This is a genomic window from Pseudomonas sp. KD5 (assembly GCF_012932895.1).
In the GTDB taxonomy this organism is placed as follows: domain Bacteria; phylum Pseudomonadota; class Gammaproteobacteria; order Pseudomonadales; family Pseudomonadaceae; genus Aquipseudomonas.
Window position 1 is genome coordinate 15,140 of the sequence record NZ_JDWJ01000003.1, and the last position, 15,366, is coordinate 30,505.

Annotated in this window: 27 protein-coding genes; all 27 read left to right on the top strand. The window is 54.4% G+C overall.

The genetic code is table 11. From position 1 onward, the window contains the following. Positions 1-130: 130 nt before the first annotated feature. The 27 genes from rpsL to rpmJ all read left to right on the top strand — a co-directional run bounded on the left by rpsL (position 131) and on the right by rpmJ (position 15,311). Positions 131-502: a 30S ribosomal protein S12 gene (gene rpsL / locus AF70_RS07005; RefSeq protein ID WP_003186084.1), complete on the top strand. Its 372-nt coding sequence runs from the start codon at positions 131-133 to the stop codon at positions 500-502. 118 nt (positions 503-620) lie between these two features. Next, positions 621-1,091: a 30S ribosomal protein S7 gene (rpsG, locus tag AF70_RS07010; RefSeq protein ID WP_002555493.1), complete on the top strand. Its 471-nt coding sequence runs from the start codon at positions 621-623 to the stop codon at positions 1,089-1,091. 30 nt (positions 1,092-1,121) lie between these two features. Next, positions 1,122-3,227 (top strand): elongation factor G, encoded by a 2,106-nt coding sequence (fusA, locus tag AF70_RS07015; protein WP_007933703.1) that lies wholly within the window; start codon positions 1,122-1,124, stop codon positions 3,225-3,227. Positions 3,228-3,257: 30 nt separating this feature from the next. After that, positions 3,258-4,451 carry an elongation factor Tu gene (tuf, locus tag AF70_RS07020; protein ID WP_007933700.1) on the top strand — a complete coding sequence of 398 codons (1,194 nt, stop codon included), beginning with the start codon at positions 3,258-3,260 and terminating at the stop codon, positions 4,449-4,451. Positions 4,452-4,609: 158 nt separating this feature from the next. Further along, positions 4,610-4,921 carry a 30S ribosomal protein S10 gene (gene rpsJ, locus AF70_RS07025; protein ID WP_003186070.1) on the top strand — a complete coding sequence of 104 codons (312 nt, stop codon included), beginning with the start codon at positions 4,610-4,612 and terminating at the stop codon, positions 4,919-4,921. An 80-nt stretch (positions 4,922-5,001) separates the two neighbouring features. Beyond that, complete coding sequence (rplC, locus tag AF70_RS07030; protein ID WP_003186059.1) at positions 5,002-5,637, top strand: 50S ribosomal protein L3; 636 nt, start codon at positions 5,002-5,004, stop codon at positions 5,635-5,637. A gap of 12 nt (positions 5,638-5,649) precedes the next feature. After that, the gene (gene rplD / locus AF70_RS07035; protein WP_003228735.1) at positions 5,650-6,252 is read left to right on the top strand and encodes a 50S ribosomal protein L4; all 603 of its coding nucleotides are present in this window, start codon (positions 5,650-5,652) and stop codon (positions 6,250-6,252) included. Continuing rightward, entirely contained in the window at positions 6,249-6,548 is a 300-nt protein-coding gene (gene rplW / locus AF70_RS07040) for a 50S ribosomal protein L23 (RefSeq protein WP_002555488.1), read from the top strand. The genes rplD and rplW overlap by 4 nt, the downstream gene beginning before the upstream one ends. Before the next feature lie 14 nt (positions 6,549-6,562). Beyond that, entirely contained in the window at positions 6,563-7,387 is an 825-nt protein-coding gene (gene rplB / locus AF70_RS07045; protein WP_003186055.1) for a 50S ribosomal protein L2, read from the top strand. Positions 7,388-7,403: 16 nt separating this feature from the next. After that, positions 7,404-7,679, top strand: a complete 276-nt coding sequence (rpsS, locus tag AF70_RS07050) for a 30S ribosomal protein S19 (RefSeq protein ID WP_002555486.1) — start codon at positions 7,404-7,406, stop codon at positions 7,677-7,679. An 11-nt stretch (positions 7,680-7,690) separates the two neighbouring features. Further along, a complete protein-coding gene (rplV, locus tag AF70_RS07055) occupies positions 7,691-8,023 on the top strand; it encodes a 50S ribosomal protein L22 (protein ID WP_003103908.1) in 333 nt (110 codons plus the stop codon). Between the two features lie 13 nt (positions 8,024-8,036). After that, a complete protein-coding gene (rpsC, locus tag AF70_RS07060; RefSeq protein WP_003176422.1) occupies positions 8,037-8,723 on the top strand; it encodes a 30S ribosomal protein S3 in 687 nt (228 codons plus the stop codon). Between the two features lie 12 nt (positions 8,724-8,735). Continuing rightward, positions 8,736-9,149, top strand: coding sequence for a 50S ribosomal protein L16 (gene rplP / locus AF70_RS07065; RefSeq protein ID WP_003228729.1), 414 nt, complete (start codon positions 8,736-8,738; stop codon positions 9,147-9,149). After that, positions 9,149-9,340, top strand: a complete 192-nt coding sequence (gene rpmC, locus AF70_RS07070; protein ID WP_002555481.1) for a 50S ribosomal protein L29 — start codon at positions 9,149-9,151, stop codon at positions 9,338-9,340. Before rplP ends, rpmC begins: the two co-directional genes overlap by 1 nt. 2 nt (positions 9,341-9,342) lie before the next feature. Next, positions 9,343-9,609 (top strand): 30S ribosomal protein S17, encoded by a 267-nt coding sequence (rpsQ, locus tag AF70_RS07075; protein ID WP_003176419.1) that lies wholly within the window; start codon positions 9,343-9,345, stop codon positions 9,607-9,609. Between the two features lie 23 nt (positions 9,610-9,632). Continuing rightward, a complete protein-coding gene (rplN, locus tag AF70_RS07080) occupies positions 9,633-10,001 on the top strand; it encodes a 50S ribosomal protein L14 (RefSeq protein ID WP_002555479.1) in 369 nt (122 codons plus the stop codon). A gap of 11 nt (positions 10,002-10,012) precedes the next feature. Beyond that, positions 10,013-10,327 (top strand): 50S ribosomal protein L24, encoded by a 315-nt coding sequence (gene rplX / locus AF70_RS07085; RefSeq protein ID WP_007896770.1) that lies wholly within the window; start codon positions 10,013-10,015, stop codon positions 10,325-10,327. A 20-nt stretch (positions 10,328-10,347) separates the two neighbouring features. Next, positions 10,348-10,887, top strand: coding sequence for a 50S ribosomal protein L5 (rplE, locus tag AF70_RS07090; RefSeq protein WP_003210069.1), 540 nt, complete (start codon positions 10,348-10,350; stop codon positions 10,885-10,887). Between the two features lie 13 nt (positions 10,888-10,900). Next, positions 10,901-11,206, top strand: coding sequence for a 30S ribosomal protein S14 (gene rpsN, locus AF70_RS07095; protein ID WP_003176414.1), 306 nt, complete (start codon positions 10,901-10,903; stop codon positions 11,204-11,206). 208 nt (positions 11,207-11,414) lie between these two features. Further along, on the top strand, positions 11,415-11,807 hold the full coding sequence (rpsH, locus tag AF70_RS07100) for a 30S ribosomal protein S8 (protein ID WP_003186040.1): 393 nt from the start codon (positions 11,415-11,417) through the stop codon (positions 11,805-11,807). A gap of 12 nt (positions 11,808-11,819) precedes the next feature. Beyond that, the gene (gene rplF / locus AF70_RS07105) at positions 11,820-12,353 is read left to right on the top strand and encodes a 50S ribosomal protein L6 (protein WP_003176412.1); all 534 of its coding nucleotides are present in this window, start codon (positions 11,820-11,822) and stop codon (positions 12,351-12,353) included. 10 nt (positions 12,354-12,363) lie between these two features. Next, entirely contained in the window at positions 12,364-12,714 is a 351-nt protein-coding gene (rplR, locus tag AF70_RS07110) for a 50S ribosomal protein L18 (protein ID WP_003186037.1), read from the top strand. A 3-nt stretch (positions 12,715-12,717) separates the two neighbouring features. Beyond that, entirely contained in the window at positions 12,718-13,218 is a 501-nt protein-coding gene (gene rpsE / locus AF70_RS07115; RefSeq protein ID WP_003186035.1) for a 30S ribosomal protein S5, read from the top strand. Between the two features lie 2 nt (positions 13,219-13,220). Then, entirely contained in the window at positions 13,221-13,397 is a 177-nt protein-coding gene (gene rpmD, locus AF70_RS07120; RefSeq protein WP_003176408.1) for a 50S ribosomal protein L30, read from the top strand. A 3-nt stretch (positions 13,398-13,400) separates the two neighbouring features. After that, positions 13,401-13,838, top strand: a complete 438-nt coding sequence (gene rplO / locus AF70_RS07125) for a 50S ribosomal protein L15 (RefSeq protein WP_003228720.1) — start codon at positions 13,401-13,403, stop codon at positions 13,836-13,838. Next, positions 13,839-15,167, top strand: a complete 1,329-nt coding sequence (gene secY / locus AF70_RS07130) for a preprotein translocase subunit SecY (protein WP_003228718.1) — start codon at positions 13,839-13,841, stop codon at positions 15,165-15,167. Between the two features lie 27 nt (positions 15,168-15,194). Continuing rightward, positions 15,195-15,311 carry a 50S ribosomal protein L36 gene (gene rpmJ, locus AF70_RS07135; RefSeq protein WP_002555468.1) on the top strand — a complete coding sequence of 39 codons (117 nt, stop codon included), beginning with the start codon at positions 15,195-15,197 and terminating at the stop codon, positions 15,309-15,311. The last annotated feature ends 55 nt before the right edge of the window (positions 15,312-15,366 follow it).

Genomic DNA, 15,366 nt, shown 5'->3' on the forward strand with positions numbered 1-15,366 from the left:
GGGCCTTGCCTTGACTGGGGGCAAGATCCTCTTTAGACTCTTGTACCCCTAAATTTGGCGGGGATTCGTTCCTGCCATTTTGCTTTTCTTGCAAGACAATAGCGTCGCAAGACAACAGTGGAGCTAGTAGATGGCAACTATCAACCAGCTGGTACGTCAGCCGCGTAAGCGTATCGTCGAGAAATCCGACGTGCCTGCGCTGCAGAACTGCCCGCAACGTCGTGGCGTATGCACCCGTGTGTATACCACTACGCCGAAAAAACCTAACTCGGCACTGCGTAAAGTATGCCGTGTGCGTCTGACCAACGGTTTCGAGGTTTCCTCGTACATCGGCGGTGAAGGCCACAACCTGCAAGAGCACAGCGTGGTACTGATCCGCGGCGGTCGTGTAAAAGACTTGCCAGGTGTTCGTTACCACACCGTTCGCGGCTCTTTGGATACTTCCGGCGTTAAAGGTCGTAACCAAGGTCGTTCGAAGTACGGTACCAAGCGTCCGAAGTAATAGTCGCTTGCAGCAAAAAACCGATTTCTATTTTTCTGAGTCGATAAGAGTAAGGTCGGAGGCGTCCCGAAAGGGCACCGATTCCGAGCGAACCTGAAGACCGTTTGAGGGCTTATCCATGCCAAGAAGACGCGTAGCAGCCAAGCGCGAAGTGCTTGACGATCCAAAATACGGAAGCCAAATCCTGGCCAAGTTCATGAACCACGTGATGGAAAGCGGCAAAAAAGCCGTTGCCGAGCGTATCGTTTATGGCGCGCTGGAAAAGGTTAAAGAACGCAAGAACAGCGACCCCCTGGAAATCTTCGAGAAAGCTCTCGACGCCATCGCTCCGCTGGTCGAAGTAAAGTCGCGCCGTGTAGGCGGTGCTACTTACCAGGTTCCGGTCGAAGTTCGTCCGTCCCGTCGTAACGCGCTGGCAATGCGCTGGTTGGTAGACTTCGCCCGTAAGCGCGGCGAGAAGTCTATGGCTCTGCGTTTGGCTGGCGAACTGTTGGACGCTGCTGAAGGTAAAGGTGCTGCTGTTAAGAAGCGTGAAGACGTGCACCGTATGGCTGAAGCCAACAAGGCTTTCTCGCACTACCGCTTCTAATTTTAGCTTCACTAATTTTGCGAGGGCTTTATGGCTCGTACTACTCCGATTAGCCGCTACCGTAACATCGGTATCGTTGCTCACGTGGATGCTGGTAAAACCACCACCACCGAGCGCGTCCTTTTTTACACTGGCAAAAGTCACAAAATGGGCGAGGTGCATGACGGCGCCGCGACCACAGACTGGATGGTGCAGGAGCAGGAGCGTGGTATTACCATTACTTCTGCTGCAATCACCGCCTTCTGGAAAGGTTCTGAGAAGCAGTACTCGCACGAACACCGTTTCAACGTTATCGATACCCCGGGCCACGTAGACTTCACTATTGAAGTTGAACGCTCCCTGCGCGTACTCGACGGCGCTGTCGTTGTGTTCTGCGGTACTTCGGGTGTTGAGCCTCAGTCGGAAACCGTATGGCGTCAGGCCAACAAGTACGGCGTTCCACGTCTTGTTTACGTAAACAAGATGGACCGTGCTGGCGCTAACTTCCTGCGCGTGATCGGTCAGATCAAGCAGCGTCTGGGTCACACTCCGGTGCCAATCCAGTTGGCTATCGGTTCCGAAGACAACTTCCAGGGTCAGATCGATCTGATCAACATGCAAGCTGTCTACTGGAATGACTCTGACAAGGGTATGGTCCCTGTTCGCAAGGACATTCCTGCTGAGCTGCAAGAGCTGGCTGAAGAGTGGCGCAGCAACATGGTCGAGGCTGCGGCCGAAGCCAACGAAGAGCTGATGAACAAGTATCTCGAAGGGGAAGAGCTCTCCATCGAGGAAATCAAGGCCGCTCTGCGTCAGCGTACTATCGCTGGTGAGATCGTTCTGGCTGTTTGCGGTTCTTCCTTCAAGAACAAGGGTGTTCCCCTGGTTCTCGACGCCGTTATCGACTTCCTGCCTGCTCCAACCGACATTCCTGCTATCAAGGGTTCCAACCCGGATAACGAGGAAGAGGAAATGGAGCGTCATGCAAGCGACGACGAGCCTTTCGCGGCTCTGGCGTTCAAGATCGCTACCGACCCATTCGTGGGTACCTTGACCTTTGTTCGGGTTTACTCGGGCGTGTTGGCCTCCGGCGACGGCGTGATCAACTCGGTAAAAGGCAAGAAAGAGCGCGTGGGTCGTATGGTGCAAATGCACGCAAACGCCCGTGAAGAAATCAAGGAAGTACGCGCTGGTGACATCGCGGCCTTGATCGGCATGAAGGACGTCACCACTGGTGAAACTTTGTGCAACGCTGACAAGCCAATCATCCTGGTTCGCATGGACTTCCCGGAGCCGGTTATTTCGGTTGCCGTAGAGCCTAAGACCAAGGATGACCAGGAAAAAATGGGTATCGCTCTGGGCAAGCTTGCTCAGGAAGACCCGTCTTTCCGCGTCAAAACTGATGAAGAGACTGGTCAAACGATCATCTCCGGCATGGGCGAGCTGCACCTGGACATCCTGGTTGACCGGATGCGCCGTGAGTTCAACGTCGAAGCCAACATCGGTAAGCCTCAAGTTTCGTACCGTGAGCGCATCACGAAGAGCTGCGAAATCGAAGGCAAGTTCGTTCGTCAGTCCGGCGGTCGTGGCCAGTTTGGTCATTGCTGGATCCGTTTTGCACCTGCTGACGAAGGTCAGGAAGGTCTGCAATTCCTGAACGAAGTAGTGGGTGGTGTGGTTCCTAAGGAATACATCCCGGCTATCCAGAAGGGTATCGAAGAGCAGATGAAGAACGGTGTTGTTGCCGGCTATCCGCTGATCGGCCTGAAGGCTACCGTGTTTGATGGTTCTTACCACGACGTCGACTCGAACGAGATGGCGTTTAAGGTGGCTGCTTCCATGGCGACCAAGCAACTGGCCCAGAAGGGTGGTGGTGAGTTGCTTGAGCCGATCATGGCGGTAGAGGTTGTTACGCCTGAAGACTATATGGGTGACGTGATGGGCGACCTTAACCGTCGTCGCGGCATGATTCTGGGTATGGAAGATACGGTTTCCGGTAAAGTAATTCGTGCCGAGGTTCCGTTGGGCGAGATGTTCGGTTATGCGACCGACGTTCGTTCCATGTCTCAGGGTCGCGCAAGCTACTCTATGGAATTCAAAAAATACAATACGGCTCCGTCGCACATCGTCGAAACCGTTACCAAAAAACAAGGCTGATTCAGTCCTTTAGGCAAGGAGTTAATTGTCGTGGCTAAAGAAAAATTTGATCGTTCCCTACCGCACGTCAACGTTGGCACTATCGGTCACGTTGACCACGGTAAAACCACTCTGACCGCTGCTCTGACTCGCGTCTGCTCCGAAGTTTTCGGTTCGGCTCGTGTTGACTTCGACAAAATCGACAGCGCACCAGAAGAGAAAGCTCGCGGTATCACCATCAACACCGCTCACGTTGAGTACAACTCGAAGATCCGTCACTACGCTCACGTTGACTGCCCAGGTCACGCTGACTATGTGAAGAACATGATCACCGGTGCTGCTCAAATGGACGGCGCTATCCTGGTTTGCTCGGCCGCTGATGGTCCGATGCCACAAACCCGTGAGCACATCCTGCTGTCCCGTCAGGTAGGCGTTCCGTACATCGTGGTTTTCCTGAACAAGGCTGACCTGGTAGACGACGCTGAGCTGCTGGAACTGGTTGAGATGGAAGTGCGCGATCTGCTGAGCACTTACGACTTCCCAGGCGACGACACTCCAATCATCATCGGCTCCGCTCGTATGGCGCTGGATGGTCTGGACGATAACGAGATGGGCACCACTGCCGTCAAGAAACTGGTTGAAACTCTGGACAGCTACATCCCAGAACCAGTTCGTCTGACTGACAAGCCGTTCCTGATGCCAATCGAAGACGTATTCTCGATCTCGGGTCGCGGTACTGTTGTGACTGGTCGTATCGAGCGCGGTATCGTTCGCGTTCAGGACCCACTGGAAATCGTTGGTCTGCGTGACACTACCGTCACCACCTGCACCGGTGTTGAAATGTTCCGCAAGCTGCTCGACGAAGGTCGTGCTGGCGAGAACTGCGGCGTGCTGCTGCGCGGCACCAAGCGTGATGACGTGGAGCGTGGTCAGGTTCTGGTTAAGCCGGGTACCGTTAAGCCGCACACCAAGTTCACCGCAGAAGTTTACGTTCTGAGCAAGGAAGAAGGCGGTCGTCACACTCCGTTCTTCAAAGGCTACCGTCCACAGTTCTACTTCCGTACTACTGACGTGACTGGTAACTGCGAACTGCCAGAAGGCGTTGAAATGGTAATGCCAGGCGATAACATTCAAATGACTGTTACCCTGATCAAAACCATCGCAATGGAAGACGGTCTGCGTTTCGCTATTCGCGAAGGCGGCCGTACCGTTGGTGCTGGCGTTGTAGCTAAAATCATCGAGTAAGCTTCTCTTTTGAGATAGCTTCGATGCTTTGAAAAAGCCCCCGCTTAGCGGGGGCTTTTTTATTGGGTTGACACCTATCGGGGGCGTCTATAGAATTGCGCCTCCTTTTAACGGGCGTATTGCGCCCGGTGGGAATAGCAGCCGGAGTCTGAAATCCAATGCAAAATCAGCAAATCCGTATCAGGTTGAAGGCTTTTGACCATCGCCTGATCGACCAATCCACCCAGGAAATCGTGGAAACCGCGAAACGTACTGGTGCTCAAGTGCGTGGTCCAATTCCACTGCCTACCCGTAAAGAGCGGTTCACCGTTCTGGTCTCCCCGCACGTCAACAAAGACGCGCGTGACCAGTACGAGATCCGTACTCATAAGCGCGTTCTGGACATCGTCCAGCCAACGGATAAAACCGTTGATGCTCTTATGAAGCTTGATCTTGCGGCCGGTGTGGAAGTGCAGATCAGCCTCGGCTAAGACTCGGTCTTAGTCGTGTAACGCTCTGAAATGGGCGGCCATAGCGGGTGAAAGCCCCGTACACTCATGAGGTTTACAACATGACTATTGGTGTAGTCGGTCGTAAATGCGGTATGACCCGTATTTTCACCGAAGAAGGTGTCTCCATTCCGGTCACGGTCATTGAGATCGAACCGAATCGCGTCACCCAGTTCAAAACTGAAGAGACCGATGGCTATCGTGCAGTGCAAGTCACTGTAGGCGAGCGTCGTGCTTCGCGTGTTACAGCTGCGCAAGCTGGCCACTTCGCTAAGGCGAACGTTGCCGCTGGTCGTACCGTAATGGAATTCCGCCTTGAAGAAGGCGAGTACCAGGCCGGCGATCTGATCAATGCTGAAATCTTCGCTGCTGGTCAACTGGTTGATGTAACCGGTCAGTCCAAAGGTAAAGGCTTCCAGGGTACGATCAAGCGTTGGAATTTCCGCGGGCAAGATAACACCCACGGTAACTCCGTATCCCACCGCGTTCCAGGCTCTATCGGCCAGTGCCAGACTCCTGGTCGTGTATTCAAGGGCAAAAAAATGTCCGGTCATATGGGCGCTGAGCGCGTGACCGTGCAGTCCCTCGAAGTAGTGCGCGTGGACGCTGAACGCAATCTGTTGTTGGTCAAGGGCGCTGTTCCTGGCGCTACTGGCGGCAACTTGGTTGTACGTCCAGCAGCCAAGGCTCGCGGTTAAGGGGAAGCTGACATGCAATTAAATGTAAATGACGCTCAAGCGATCGAAGTTTCCGAACTGACATTTGGCGGCGAATTCAACGAGACGCTGGTTCACCAAGCAGTCGTGGCCTATATGGCCGGCGGCCGTCAAGGTAGCAAGCAGCAAAAGACCCGTTCCGACGTTCGTGGCGGCGGTAAGCGCCCATGGCGTCAGAAAGGTACTGGCCGTGCTCGTGCCGGTACTATCCGTAGCCCAATCTGGCGTGGCGGCGGTACCACTTTCGCAGCTCGTCCTCAGGATCACTCCCAGAAGCTGAACAAGAAGATGTATCGCGCAGCAATGCGTTCCATCCTTGCTGAGCTGGTGCGTACTGATCGTCTGGTCGTGGTTCAGGATTTCGCTGTTGAAACGCCGAAAACCAAAGACCTGCTGGGCAAGCTGAACAACATGAGCCTGACCGACGTTCTGATCGTGTCGGACGCTGTTGATCAGAACCTGTACCTGGCTGCTCGTAACCTGCCGCACGTTGATGTACGTGATGTGCAAGGTTCCGATCCAGTTAGTCTGATCGCATACGACAAGGTGTTGATCACCGTGTCGGCCGTGAAGAAATTCGAGGAGCTGCTGGGATGAACCAGGAACGCGTATTTAAAGTTCTGCTTGGCCCGCACGTTTCCGAGAAGGCTACGGTTCTGGCAGACAAGAAAGGCCAGTTCGTTTTCAAGGTTGCCACTGACGCAACCAAGCTGGAAATCAAGAAGGCCGTCGAAAGCCTGTTCAGCGTGAAAGTAGAGCGTGTTACTACCCTGAATGTTCTGGGTAAGAGCAAGCGCACTGCTCGCGGTCTGGGCAAGCGTAATGACTGGAAGAAGGCAGTTATCTCCCTTCAGCCAGGCCAAGATCTCGATTTCAGCAGCAGTGCTGAGTAAGGAAGGGGTGCATCATGGCAATCGTTAAATGCAAACCGACTTCCCCTGGCCGCCGTTTTGTGGTCAAGGTGGTCAACCAGGAGCTGCATAAAGGCGCTCCTCACGCACCGCTGCTCGAGAAAAAATCGAAGTCTGGTGGTCGTAACAACAATGGTCGTATTACCACTCGTCACATCGGTGGTGGCCATAAGCAGCATTATCGTCTGGTCGATTTCCGTCGCAACGACAAAGATGGCATCGCTGCCACTGTTGAGCGTATCGAATACGATCCAAACCGTACTGCTCACATCGCTCTGCTGCTGTACGCAGATGGCGAGCGTCGCTACATCATCGCGCCTAAAGGCGTGAGTGCTGGCGACCAGCTGATCGCAGGTGCTCTGGCACCGATCAAGCCGGGCAACGCTCTGCAACTGCGTAACATTCCAGTTGGTAGCACCGTACACGGCATCGAATTGAAGCCAGGTAAAGGCGCGCAAATCGCTCGTTCCGCTGGTGCTTCGGCTCAGCTGATCGCTCGTGAAGGTGTCTACGTGACCCTGCGTCTGCGTTCTGGTGAGATGCGTAAAGTGCTGGCTGAATGCCGCGCGACCCTGGGCGAAGTCTCGAACTCCGAGCACAGCCTGCGTTCGCTGGGTAAAGCTGGTGCCAAACGCTGGCGTGGCGTTCGCCCAACCGTTCGTGGTGTTGCCATGAACCCGGTTGACCACCCACATGGTGGTGGTGAAGGTCGTACCTCTGGTGGTCGTCATCCGGTATCGCCATGGGGCTTCCCGACTAAGGGCGCGAAGACTCGTGGTAATAAGCGTACCGACAAAATGATCGTCCGTCGTCGCAAGTAAATAGAGGGATACGACAGTGCCACGTTCTCTGAAAAAAGGTCCTTTTATCGATCTTCACCTACTGAAGAAGATCGAAGTGGCGGCGGAAAAGAACGATCGCAAACCAGTTAAAACCTGGTCGCGTCGCTCGATGATCCTGCCACAAATGGTCGGTCTGACCATCGCAGTACACAACGGTCGTCAACACGTCCCAGTTCTCGTTAACGAAGACATGGTCGGCCACAAACTGGGCGAGTTCGCCGGTACCCGCACATATCGTGGGCACGTGGCAGACAAGAAAGCCAAGCGTTAAGGGGTTAGGAAATGGAAGTAGCCGCTAAGTTGTCGGGCGCTCGAATCTCCGCCCAGAAAGCCCGCTTGGTCGCCGACCAGATCCGCGGGAAGAAGGTGGGCGAAGCGCTCAACCTGTTGGCTTTCAGCAGTAAGAAAGCCGCCGAGATCATGAAGAAAGTGCTGGAGTCGGCCGTAGCCAACGCCGAGCATAACGAAGGCGCAGACGTTGATGACCTGAAAGTCAGCACCGTTTTCGTCAACGAAGGGCGTTCGCTGAAGCGCATCATGCCACGTGCCAAAGGCCGTGCTGATCGCATCGTCAAGCGGTCTTGCCATATCACTGTCAAGGTTGCTGACAAGTAACGGAGTCGAAGAGATGGGTCAGAAAGTACATCCCATTGGCATTCGCCTGGGAATCGTCAAGGAGCACACCTCCGTCTGGTACGCAGACGGTCGGACTTATGCGGACTACTTGTTCGCTGATCTGAAGGTGCGTGAGTATCTCCAAGACAAACTAAAAAGCGCGTCCGTAAGCCGTATCGATATCCATCGTCCGGCCCAAACTGCACGTATCACCATCCACACCGCTCGTCCAGGTATCGTTATCGGGAAGAAAGGTGAAGATGTTGAGAAACTGCGTCAGGACCTGACCAAGCAAATGGGTGTGCCTGTGCACATCAATATCGAAGAGATCCGCAAGCCGGAGCTCGACGGTATGCTGGTTGCGCAGAGCGTAGCTCAGCAGCTGGAGCGTCGCGTAATGTTCCGTCGCGCTATGAAGCGCGCTGTTCAGAACGCCATGCGCATTGGTGCCAAAGGCATCAAAATCCAAGTGAGCGGTCGTCTCGGCGGTGCTGAAATCGCACGTACTGAATGGTATCGCGAAGGTCGTGTGCCTCTGCACACCCTGCGTGCCGACATCGACTATGCCAACTACGAAGCTCACACCACTTATGGTGTGATCGGTGTAAAGGTTTGGATCTTCAAAGGCGAAGTAATTGGTGGTCGCCAAGAAGAACTGAAACCACAAGCACCAGCGCCTCGTAAAAAAGCTGCTAAGTAAGGGGTACGCCAAATGTTGCAACCAAAGCGTACGAAGTTCCGCAAGCAAATGACTGGTCACAACCGTGGCCTGGCATTGCGCGGTAGCAAAGTCAGCTTCGGCGAGTTCGCGCTGAAGTCTGTTGCTCGTGGTCGTCTCACCGCTCGTCAGATCGAGTCAGCGCGTCGTGCACTGACCCGTCACGTTAAACGTGGCGGCAAGATCTGGATCCGTGTATTCCCGGACAAGCCTATTTCCAAAAAGCCACTCGAAGTTCGGATGGGTAAAGGTAAGGGTAACGTGGAGTACTGGGTTGCCCAGATTCAGCCAGGCAAAGTCCTGTATGAAATCGAGGGTGTTTCTGAAGAGCTGGCGCGTGAGGCTTTCGCCCTGGCTGCTGCAAAGCTGCCGCTCGCCACCTCCTTTGTTAAACGGACGGTGATGTGATGAAAGCGAATGAACTTCGTGAAAAATCCGCACAGCAGCTGAACGAGCAACTGCTCGGCCTGCTGCGCGACCAGTTCAATCTGCGTATGCAGAAAGCAACTGGCCAGTTGGGGCAGTCTCATCTGCTCTCGCAAGTTAAGCGTGACATCGCTCGCGTGAAGACTGTGCTCAACCAGCAGGCAGGTAAGTAATCATGGCTGAAGCCGAAAAAACTGTCCGTACGCTGACTGGCCGTGTTGTCAGCGACAAGATGGACAAAACCATCACCGTTCTGATCGAGCGTCGCGTTAAGCACCCGATCTACGGTAAATACGTTAAGCGTTCGACTAAGCTGCACGCGCACGACGAAACCAATCAGTGCCACATCGGCGACAAAGTCACTATTCGTGAAACTCGTCCTTTGGCCAAGACCAAGTCTTGGGCGCTGGTTGATGTTCTCGAACGCGCTGTGGAAGTCTAAGGACTAGGGGTCGGAGAAATTATATGATTCAGACTCAATCCATGCTCGATGTGGCCGATAACAGCGGCGCTCGCCGCGTTATGTGCATCAAGGTGCTGGGTGGCTCCCATCGTCGTTACGCTGGTATCGGTGACATCATCAAAGTTACCGTGAAGGAAGCAATTCCTCGCGGTAAGGTGAAAAAAGGCCAAGTGATGACTGCTGTTGTAGTCCGCACTCGTCACGGCGTTCGCCGTGCAGATGGCTCCATTATCCGCTTTGATGGCAACGCTGCTGTTCTTCTGAACAACAAGCAAGAGCCGATCGGCACCCGTATCTTTGGGCCAGTGACCCGTGAACTTCGTACTGAGAAGTTCATGAAGATCGTCTCGCTCGCCCCAGAAGTGCTGTAAGGAGATCCGACATGCAAAAGATTCGTCGTGACGACGAGATCATCGTGATCGCCGGCAAAGACAAAGGTAAGCGCGGTAAGGTGCTGAAGGTTCTTGCTGATGACCGTCTGGTCGTTGGTGGTCTGAACCTGGTCAAGCGTCATACCAAGCCTAACCCGATGTCGGGCGTACAGGGCGGTATCGTCGAGAAAGAAGCGCCACTGCACGCTTCCAACGTCGCCATCTTCAACGGCGAAACCAACAAGGCTGACCGCGTTGGTTTCAAAGTAGAAGACGGTAAGAAAATTCGTGTCTTCAAGTCGACCCAAAAAGCGGTTGATGCTTGAACACTGCTAGGTAGAAGACCATGGCACGACTAAAAGAGATTTACCGGAAGGAAATCGCACCGAAACTTAAGGAAGAACTTAAGCTTTCGAACGTGATGGAAGTTCCGCGCGTTACCAAAATCACCCTGAACATGGGTCTGGGCGAAGCGATCGGCGACAAAAAAGTCATCGAACACGCTGTTGCTGACCTGGAAAAGATCACCGGCCAGAAAGTCGTTGTGACCTACGCTCGGAAATCCATCGCTGGCTTTAAAGTCCGTGAAGGTTGGCCGATCGGCGTCAAAGTGACCCTGCGCCGTGAGCGTATGTACGAGTTCCTGGATCGTCTGCTGTCGATCTCCCTGCCTCGGGTTCGCGACTTCCGCGGCCTGAATGCCAAGTCCTTCGATGGTCGTGGTAACTACAGCATGGGCGTTAAAGAGCAGATCATCTTCCCGGAAATCGACTACGACAAGATCGATGCTCTCCGCGGTCTGGACATTACCCTGACCACCACTGCCAAGAACGATGATGAAGGTCGCGCCCTGTTGCGTGCTTTCAAATTCCCGTTCCGCAACTGATTGGAGTAGGAAAATGGCCAAGATGAGCATGAAAAACCGCGAGCTGAAGCGTCAGCTCACGGTTGCCAAGTACGCCAAAAAGCGTGCAGCACTGAAAGCTATCATCGTTGATCTGAACGCAAGTCCAGAAGCACGTTGGGAAGCTACAGTAGCTCTGCAGAAGCAGCCACGTGACGCAAGCGCTTCGCGCATGCGTAACCGCTGCCGCCTGACCGGTCGTCCACACGGCGTTTACCGCAAGTTCGGCCTTGGCCGTAACAAACTGCGTGAAGCTGCAATGCGTGGTGACGTACCTGGTCTGGTTAAAGCCAGCTGGTAAGCACTGTCAAAGTCTCGGTGTTCGGGGTCGCAAGATCCTGACCATCGGTGACCTTGAACTTGAATCAAGCCCCTTTTGGGGCTTGATTCATTTGTGGGGTGTGTCTAGAATACCCGGCTCGCCTGAGCCCGTGTTTTTTACGCGGATGTACTCGGCGACACGTAGTAGCCGCAAGGCTAATTTTTTGTGTATTAGGAGCGTCTAGCCCATGAGTATGCAGGACCCGTTAGCGGACATGCTAACTCGAATCCGTAATGCCCAGATGGCTGAAAAGTCCGTCGTAAGCATGCCATCTTCTACTTTGAAGGTAGCTGTTGCCAAAGTCCTGAAGGACGAAGGTTACATTGCGGGTTATCAGATCAGCAGCGAAATCAAGCCACTGCTGTCCATCGAGCTGAAGTACTTCGAAGGCCGTCCGGTCATCGAGGAAGTGAAGCGCGTTAGCCGTCCAGGCCTGCGTCAGTACAAGTCCGTCGATGATCTGCCAAAAGTTCGTGGCGGTCTCGGTGTGTCTATCGTCTCCACCAACAAAGGTGTGATGACGGATCGTGCTGCGCGCGCTGCCGGTGTCGGCGGCGAAGTTCTTTGCACTGTGTTCTAAGGGGGGATAAGCATGTCACGCGTCGCTAAGAACCCCGTTAAGCTGCCAGCCGGTGTCGAAGTCAAATTCGCAGGCCAACAGCTTTCGGTGAAGGGTGCCAAGGGTACTCTCGAACTGAACATCCATTCGTCCGTTGAGATCGTTGAAGAAGCTGGTGAGCTGCGTTTCGCTGCTCGCAATGGCGATCAACAAACTCGCGCAATGGCTGGTACCACTCGTGCGTTGGTTAACAACATGGTCCAAGGCGTAAGCCAAGGCTTCGAGCGTAAGCTCCAGCTGGTCGGTGTTGGTTACAAAGCGCAAGCAAAAGGCACAGTGCTGAACCTGGCTCTTGGCTTCTCGCACCCAGTGGATTATGAACTGCCGGAAGGCATCACCGCTGAGACTCCTAGCCAGACCGATATCCTGATCAAGGGCATCGACAAGCAGCTGGTAGGTCAAGTGGCCGCCGAGATCCGCGACTTCCGTCCACCAGAGCCGTACAAAGGCAAAGGTGTGCGCTACGCGGACGAAGTCGTCCGTCGTAAAGAAGCCAAGAAGAAGTAGGGCATAGCAAATGACCGACAAAAAAGTTACTCGACTGCGTCGCGCTCGCAAAGCACGCCTGAAAATGCACGAACTCGAAGTCGTGCGTCTCTGCGTGTTCCGCTCGTCGCAGCACATCTACGCCCAGGTCATTTCGGCCGACGGCAACAAAGTCCTGGCAAGTGCCTCGACTTTGGATAAAGAACTGCGTGATGGTGCCACCGGCAACATCGACGCGGCCACTAAGGTTGGCCAGCTGGTCGCTACGCGTGCTAAAGCCGCTGGCGTCTCGCAGGTGGCTTTCGACCGCTCTGGCTTCAAGTACCACGGCCGCGTCAAGGCGCTGGCTGATGCTGCTCGTGAAGCTGGGCTGGAGTTCTAAGTTATGTCAAATAACGACCAAAAGCGCGACGAAGGCTACATCGAGAAGCTGGTTCAAGTTAACCGCGTAGCCAAAACCGTTAAAGGCGGCCGTATCTTCACTTTCACCGCGTTGACCGTGGTTGGTGATGGTAAAGGGCGCGTTGGCTTCGGCCGTGGCAAGTCGCGTGAAGTGCCTGCTGCGATCCAGAAGGCAATGGAAGCTGCTCGCCGCAACATGATCCAAGTTGATCTGAACGGCACCACTCTGCAGTACGCAATGAAGTCCGCTCACGGCGCTTCGAAGGTGTACATGCAGCCTGCTTCTGAAGGTACCGGTATCATCGCTGGCGGCGCTATGCGTGCTGTCCTCGAAGTTGCTGGCGTTCAGAACGTTCTGGCCAAGTGCTACGGCTCGACTAACCCGGTAAACGTGGTTCACGCCACTTTCAAAGGTTTGAAAGCAATGCAGTCTCCTGAATCCATTGCCGCCAAGCGTGGCAAAAGCGTCAAGGAGATCTTCTGATCATGGCTACCGTTAAAGTTACGCTGATCAAAAGCATGACCGGCCGCATCCCTAACCACAAACTGTGCGTTAAGGGTCTGGGTCTGCGTCGCATCGGTCACACTGTAGAAGTCCAGGATACTCCCGAGAATCGCGGGATGATCAACAAGGCTTACTACATGCTGCGTGTCGAGGGTTAATCGATGAAACTCAATGATCTGAGTCCAGCGCCGGGTTCCCGTCGCGAAAAGCATCGTCCGGGCCGTGGTATCGGTAGCGGTTTGGGTAAGACTGGTGGCCGTGGCCACAAAGGTCAAACCTCCCGCTCCGGTGGCACCATTGCTCCAGGCTTTGAAGGCGGTCAACAGCCGCTGCATCGTCGCCTGCCGAAGTTTGGTTTCGTTTCCCTGAAAGCCATGGACCGCGCAGAAGTGCGTCTGTCCGAGTTGGCTAAAGTGGAAGGCGACATCGTCACCGTGCAGTCCCTGAAAGATGCCAACGTGATCAACGTCAACGTTCAGCGTGTGAAAATCATGCTGTCCGGCGAAGTTACTCGCGCTGTCACCATCGGAAAGGGAATCGGCGCCACCAAAGGTGCGCGTGCGGCTATCGAAGCAGCTGGCGGCAAGTTCGAGGAATAAATGGCTAAGCAAGGTGCTCTCTCTGCGCTCGGCAAAGGCGGTATGTCTGAACTCTGGGCTCGTCTGCGTTTTCTGTTCCTGGCGATTATCGTCTACCGAATAGGCGCACACATCCCGGTTCCAGGTATCAACCCGGACCGACTCGCGGACCTGTTTCGACAGAATGAGGGGACCATTCTTAGCTTGTTCAACATGTTTTCCGGCGGCGCGCTGGAACGGATGAGCATCTTTGCACTGGGGATCATGCCGTACATTTCGGCATCGATCATCATGCAACTGATGACCGCCGTCAGCCCGCAGCTGGAACAGTTGAAGAAGGAAGGTGAAGCTGGCCGTCGCAAGATCAGCCAGTACACCCGCTACGGCACTGTCGTCCTCGCTCTCGTCCAGGCTATTGGCATGTCCATTGGTCTGGCGGGGCAGGGCGTTGCGTTCACTGGTGACTTTGGCTTCCATTTCGTCGCGGTATCCACTTTTGTGGCTGGTGCGATGTTCATGATGTGGCTGGGTGAGCAGATTACTGAGCGTGGTGTTGGCAACGGTATCTCGATGTTGATTTTTTCGGGTATCGTCGCCGGTCTTCCGAGAGCGATCGGGCAGTCTTTCGAGTCTGCACGTCAGGGTGATATCAACATCTTCGCCCTGGTTGCCATCGGTTTGCTGGCAGTAGCGATTATCGGTTTCGTGGTGTTCATTGAGCGTGGCCAGCGTCGTATTGCTGTTCACTACGCCAAGCGTCAGCAGGGCCGTAAGGTCTTCGCTGCGCAGACCAGCCACTTGCCGCTGAAGGTGAACATGGCCGGTGTTATTCCGGCTATTTTCGCGAGCAGCATTTTGCTGTTCCCGGCTTCGTTGGGTGCCTGGTTCGGTCAGTCTGAAGGTATGGGCTGGTTGCAGGACATCTCGCAGTCGATCGCTCCTGGTCAGCCGTTGAATATTCTGCTGTTTAGTGCAGGGATTATTTTCTTCTGCTTCTTCTATACGGCGTTGATGTTCAATCCGAAAGACGTAGCGGAAAACCTGAAGAAGTCCGGTGCCTTTATTCCGGGCATCCGTCCAGGTGAGCAGTCTGCGCGCTACATTGATGGCGTTCTGACTCGCTTGACCATGTTCGGTGCTCTTTACATGACGGCCGTCTGCCTGTTGCCCCAGTTCCTGGTGGTTGCAGCAAACGTACCGTTCTACCTTGGCGGGACCTCGTTGCTGATCGTGGTCGTGGTTGTGATGGACTTCATGTCCCAAGTACAATCGCACCTCGTTTCGCACCAGTACGAATCCCTGATGAAGAAAGCCAACCTGAAGGGTTACGGCAGCGGCATGTTGCGCTGAGTACCCATAAGGTTCGAGGAGTTGGTGATGAAAGTTCGTGCATCGGTGAAAAAGCTGTGCCGTAACTGCAAGATTATTCGCCGCGAAGGTGTTGTTCGAGTAATTTGCAGCGCGGAACCGCGTCACAAACAGCGCCAAGGCTGAGTGTGATTGTGCTTCAAGCCCGGCAGCTAGTGCGCTGCCGGGTTGATTATTTGTT

What these genes read in the sequence shown, in the direction of transcription:
- rpsL (WP_003186084.1), top strand. Translation starts at nt 131, where the DNA reads ATGGCAACTATCAACCAGCTGGTACGTCAGCCGCGTAAGCGTATCGTC.
- rpsG (WP_002555493.1), top strand. Translation starts at nt 621, where the DNA reads ATGCCAAGAAGACGCGTAGCAGCCAAGCGCGAAGTGCTTGACGATCCA.
- fusA (WP_007933703.1), top strand. Translation starts at nt 1,122, where the DNA reads ATGGCTCGTACTACTCCGATTAGCCGCTACCGTAACATCGGTATCGTT.
- rpsJ (WP_003186070.1), top strand. Translation starts at nt 4,610, where the DNA reads ATGCAAAATCAGCAAATCCGTATCAGGTTGAAGGCTTTTGACCATCGC.
- rplC (WP_003186059.1), top strand. Translation starts at nt 5,002, where the DNA reads ATGACTATTGGTGTAGTCGGTCGTAAATGCGGTATGACCCGTATTTTC.
- rplD (WP_003228735.1), top strand. Translation starts at nt 5,650, where the DNA reads ATGCAATTAAATGTAAATGACGCTCAAGCGATCGAAGTTTCCGAACTG.
- rplW (WP_002555488.1), top strand. Translation starts at nt 6,249, where the DNA reads ATGAACCAGGAACGCGTATTTAAAGTTCTGCTTGGCCCGCACGTTTCC.
- rplB (WP_003186055.1), top strand. Translation starts at nt 6,563, where the DNA reads ATGGCAATCGTTAAATGCAAACCGACTTCCCCTGGCCGCCGTTTTGTG.
- rplV (WP_003103908.1), top strand. Translation starts at nt 7,691, where the DNA reads ATGGAAGTAGCCGCTAAGTTGTCGGGCGCTCGAATCTCCGCCCAGAAA.
- rpsC (WP_003176422.1), top strand. Translation starts at nt 8,037, where the DNA reads ATGGGTCAGAAAGTACATCCCATTGGCATTCGCCTGGGAATCGTCAAG.
- rplP (WP_003228729.1), top strand. Translation starts at nt 8,736, where the DNA reads ATGTTGCAACCAAAGCGTACGAAGTTCCGCAAGCAAATGACTGGTCAC.
- rpmC (WP_002555481.1), top strand. Translation starts at nt 9,149, where the DNA reads ATGAAAGCGAATGAACTTCGTGAAAAATCCGCACAGCAGCTGAACGAG.
- rpsQ (WP_003176419.1), top strand. Translation starts at nt 9,343, where the DNA reads ATGGCTGAAGCCGAAAAAACTGTCCGTACGCTGACTGGCCGTGTTGTC.
- rplN (WP_002555479.1), top strand. Translation starts at nt 9,633, where the DNA reads ATGATTCAGACTCAATCCATGCTCGATGTGGCCGATAACAGCGGCGCT.
- rplX (WP_007896770.1), top strand. Translation starts at nt 10,013, where the DNA reads ATGCAAAAGATTCGTCGTGACGACGAGATCATCGTGATCGCCGGCAAA.
- rplE (WP_003210069.1), top strand. Translation starts at nt 10,348, where the DNA reads ATGGCACGACTAAAAGAGATTTACCGGAAGGAAATCGCACCGAAACTT.
- rpsN (WP_003176414.1), top strand. Translation starts at nt 10,901, where the DNA reads ATGGCCAAGATGAGCATGAAAAACCGCGAGCTGAAGCGTCAGCTCACG.
- rpsH (WP_003186040.1), top strand. Translation starts at nt 11,415, where the DNA reads ATGAGTATGCAGGACCCGTTAGCGGACATGCTAACTCGAATCCGTAAT.
- rplF (WP_003176412.1), top strand. Translation starts at nt 11,820, where the DNA reads ATGTCACGCGTCGCTAAGAACCCCGTTAAGCTGCCAGCCGGTGTCGAA.
- rplR (WP_003186037.1), top strand. Translation starts at nt 12,364, where the DNA reads ATGACCGACAAAAAAGTTACTCGACTGCGTCGCGCTCGCAAAGCACGC.
- rpsE (WP_003186035.1), top strand. Translation starts at nt 12,718, where the DNA reads ATGTCAAATAACGACCAAAAGCGCGACGAAGGCTACATCGAGAAGCTG.
- rpmD (WP_003176408.1), top strand. Translation starts at nt 13,221, where the DNA reads ATGGCTACCGTTAAAGTTACGCTGATCAAAAGCATGACCGGCCGCATC.
- rplO (WP_003228720.1), top strand. Translation starts at nt 13,401, where the DNA reads ATGAAACTCAATGATCTGAGTCCAGCGCCGGGTTCCCGTCGCGAAAAG.
- secY (WP_003228718.1), top strand. Translation starts at nt 13,839, where the DNA reads ATGGCTAAGCAAGGTGCTCTCTCTGCGCTCGGCAAAGGCGGTATGTCT.
- rpmJ (WP_002555468.1), top strand. Translation starts at nt 15,195, where the DNA reads ATGAAAGTTCGTGCATCGGTGAAAAAGCTGTGCCGTAACTGCAAGATT.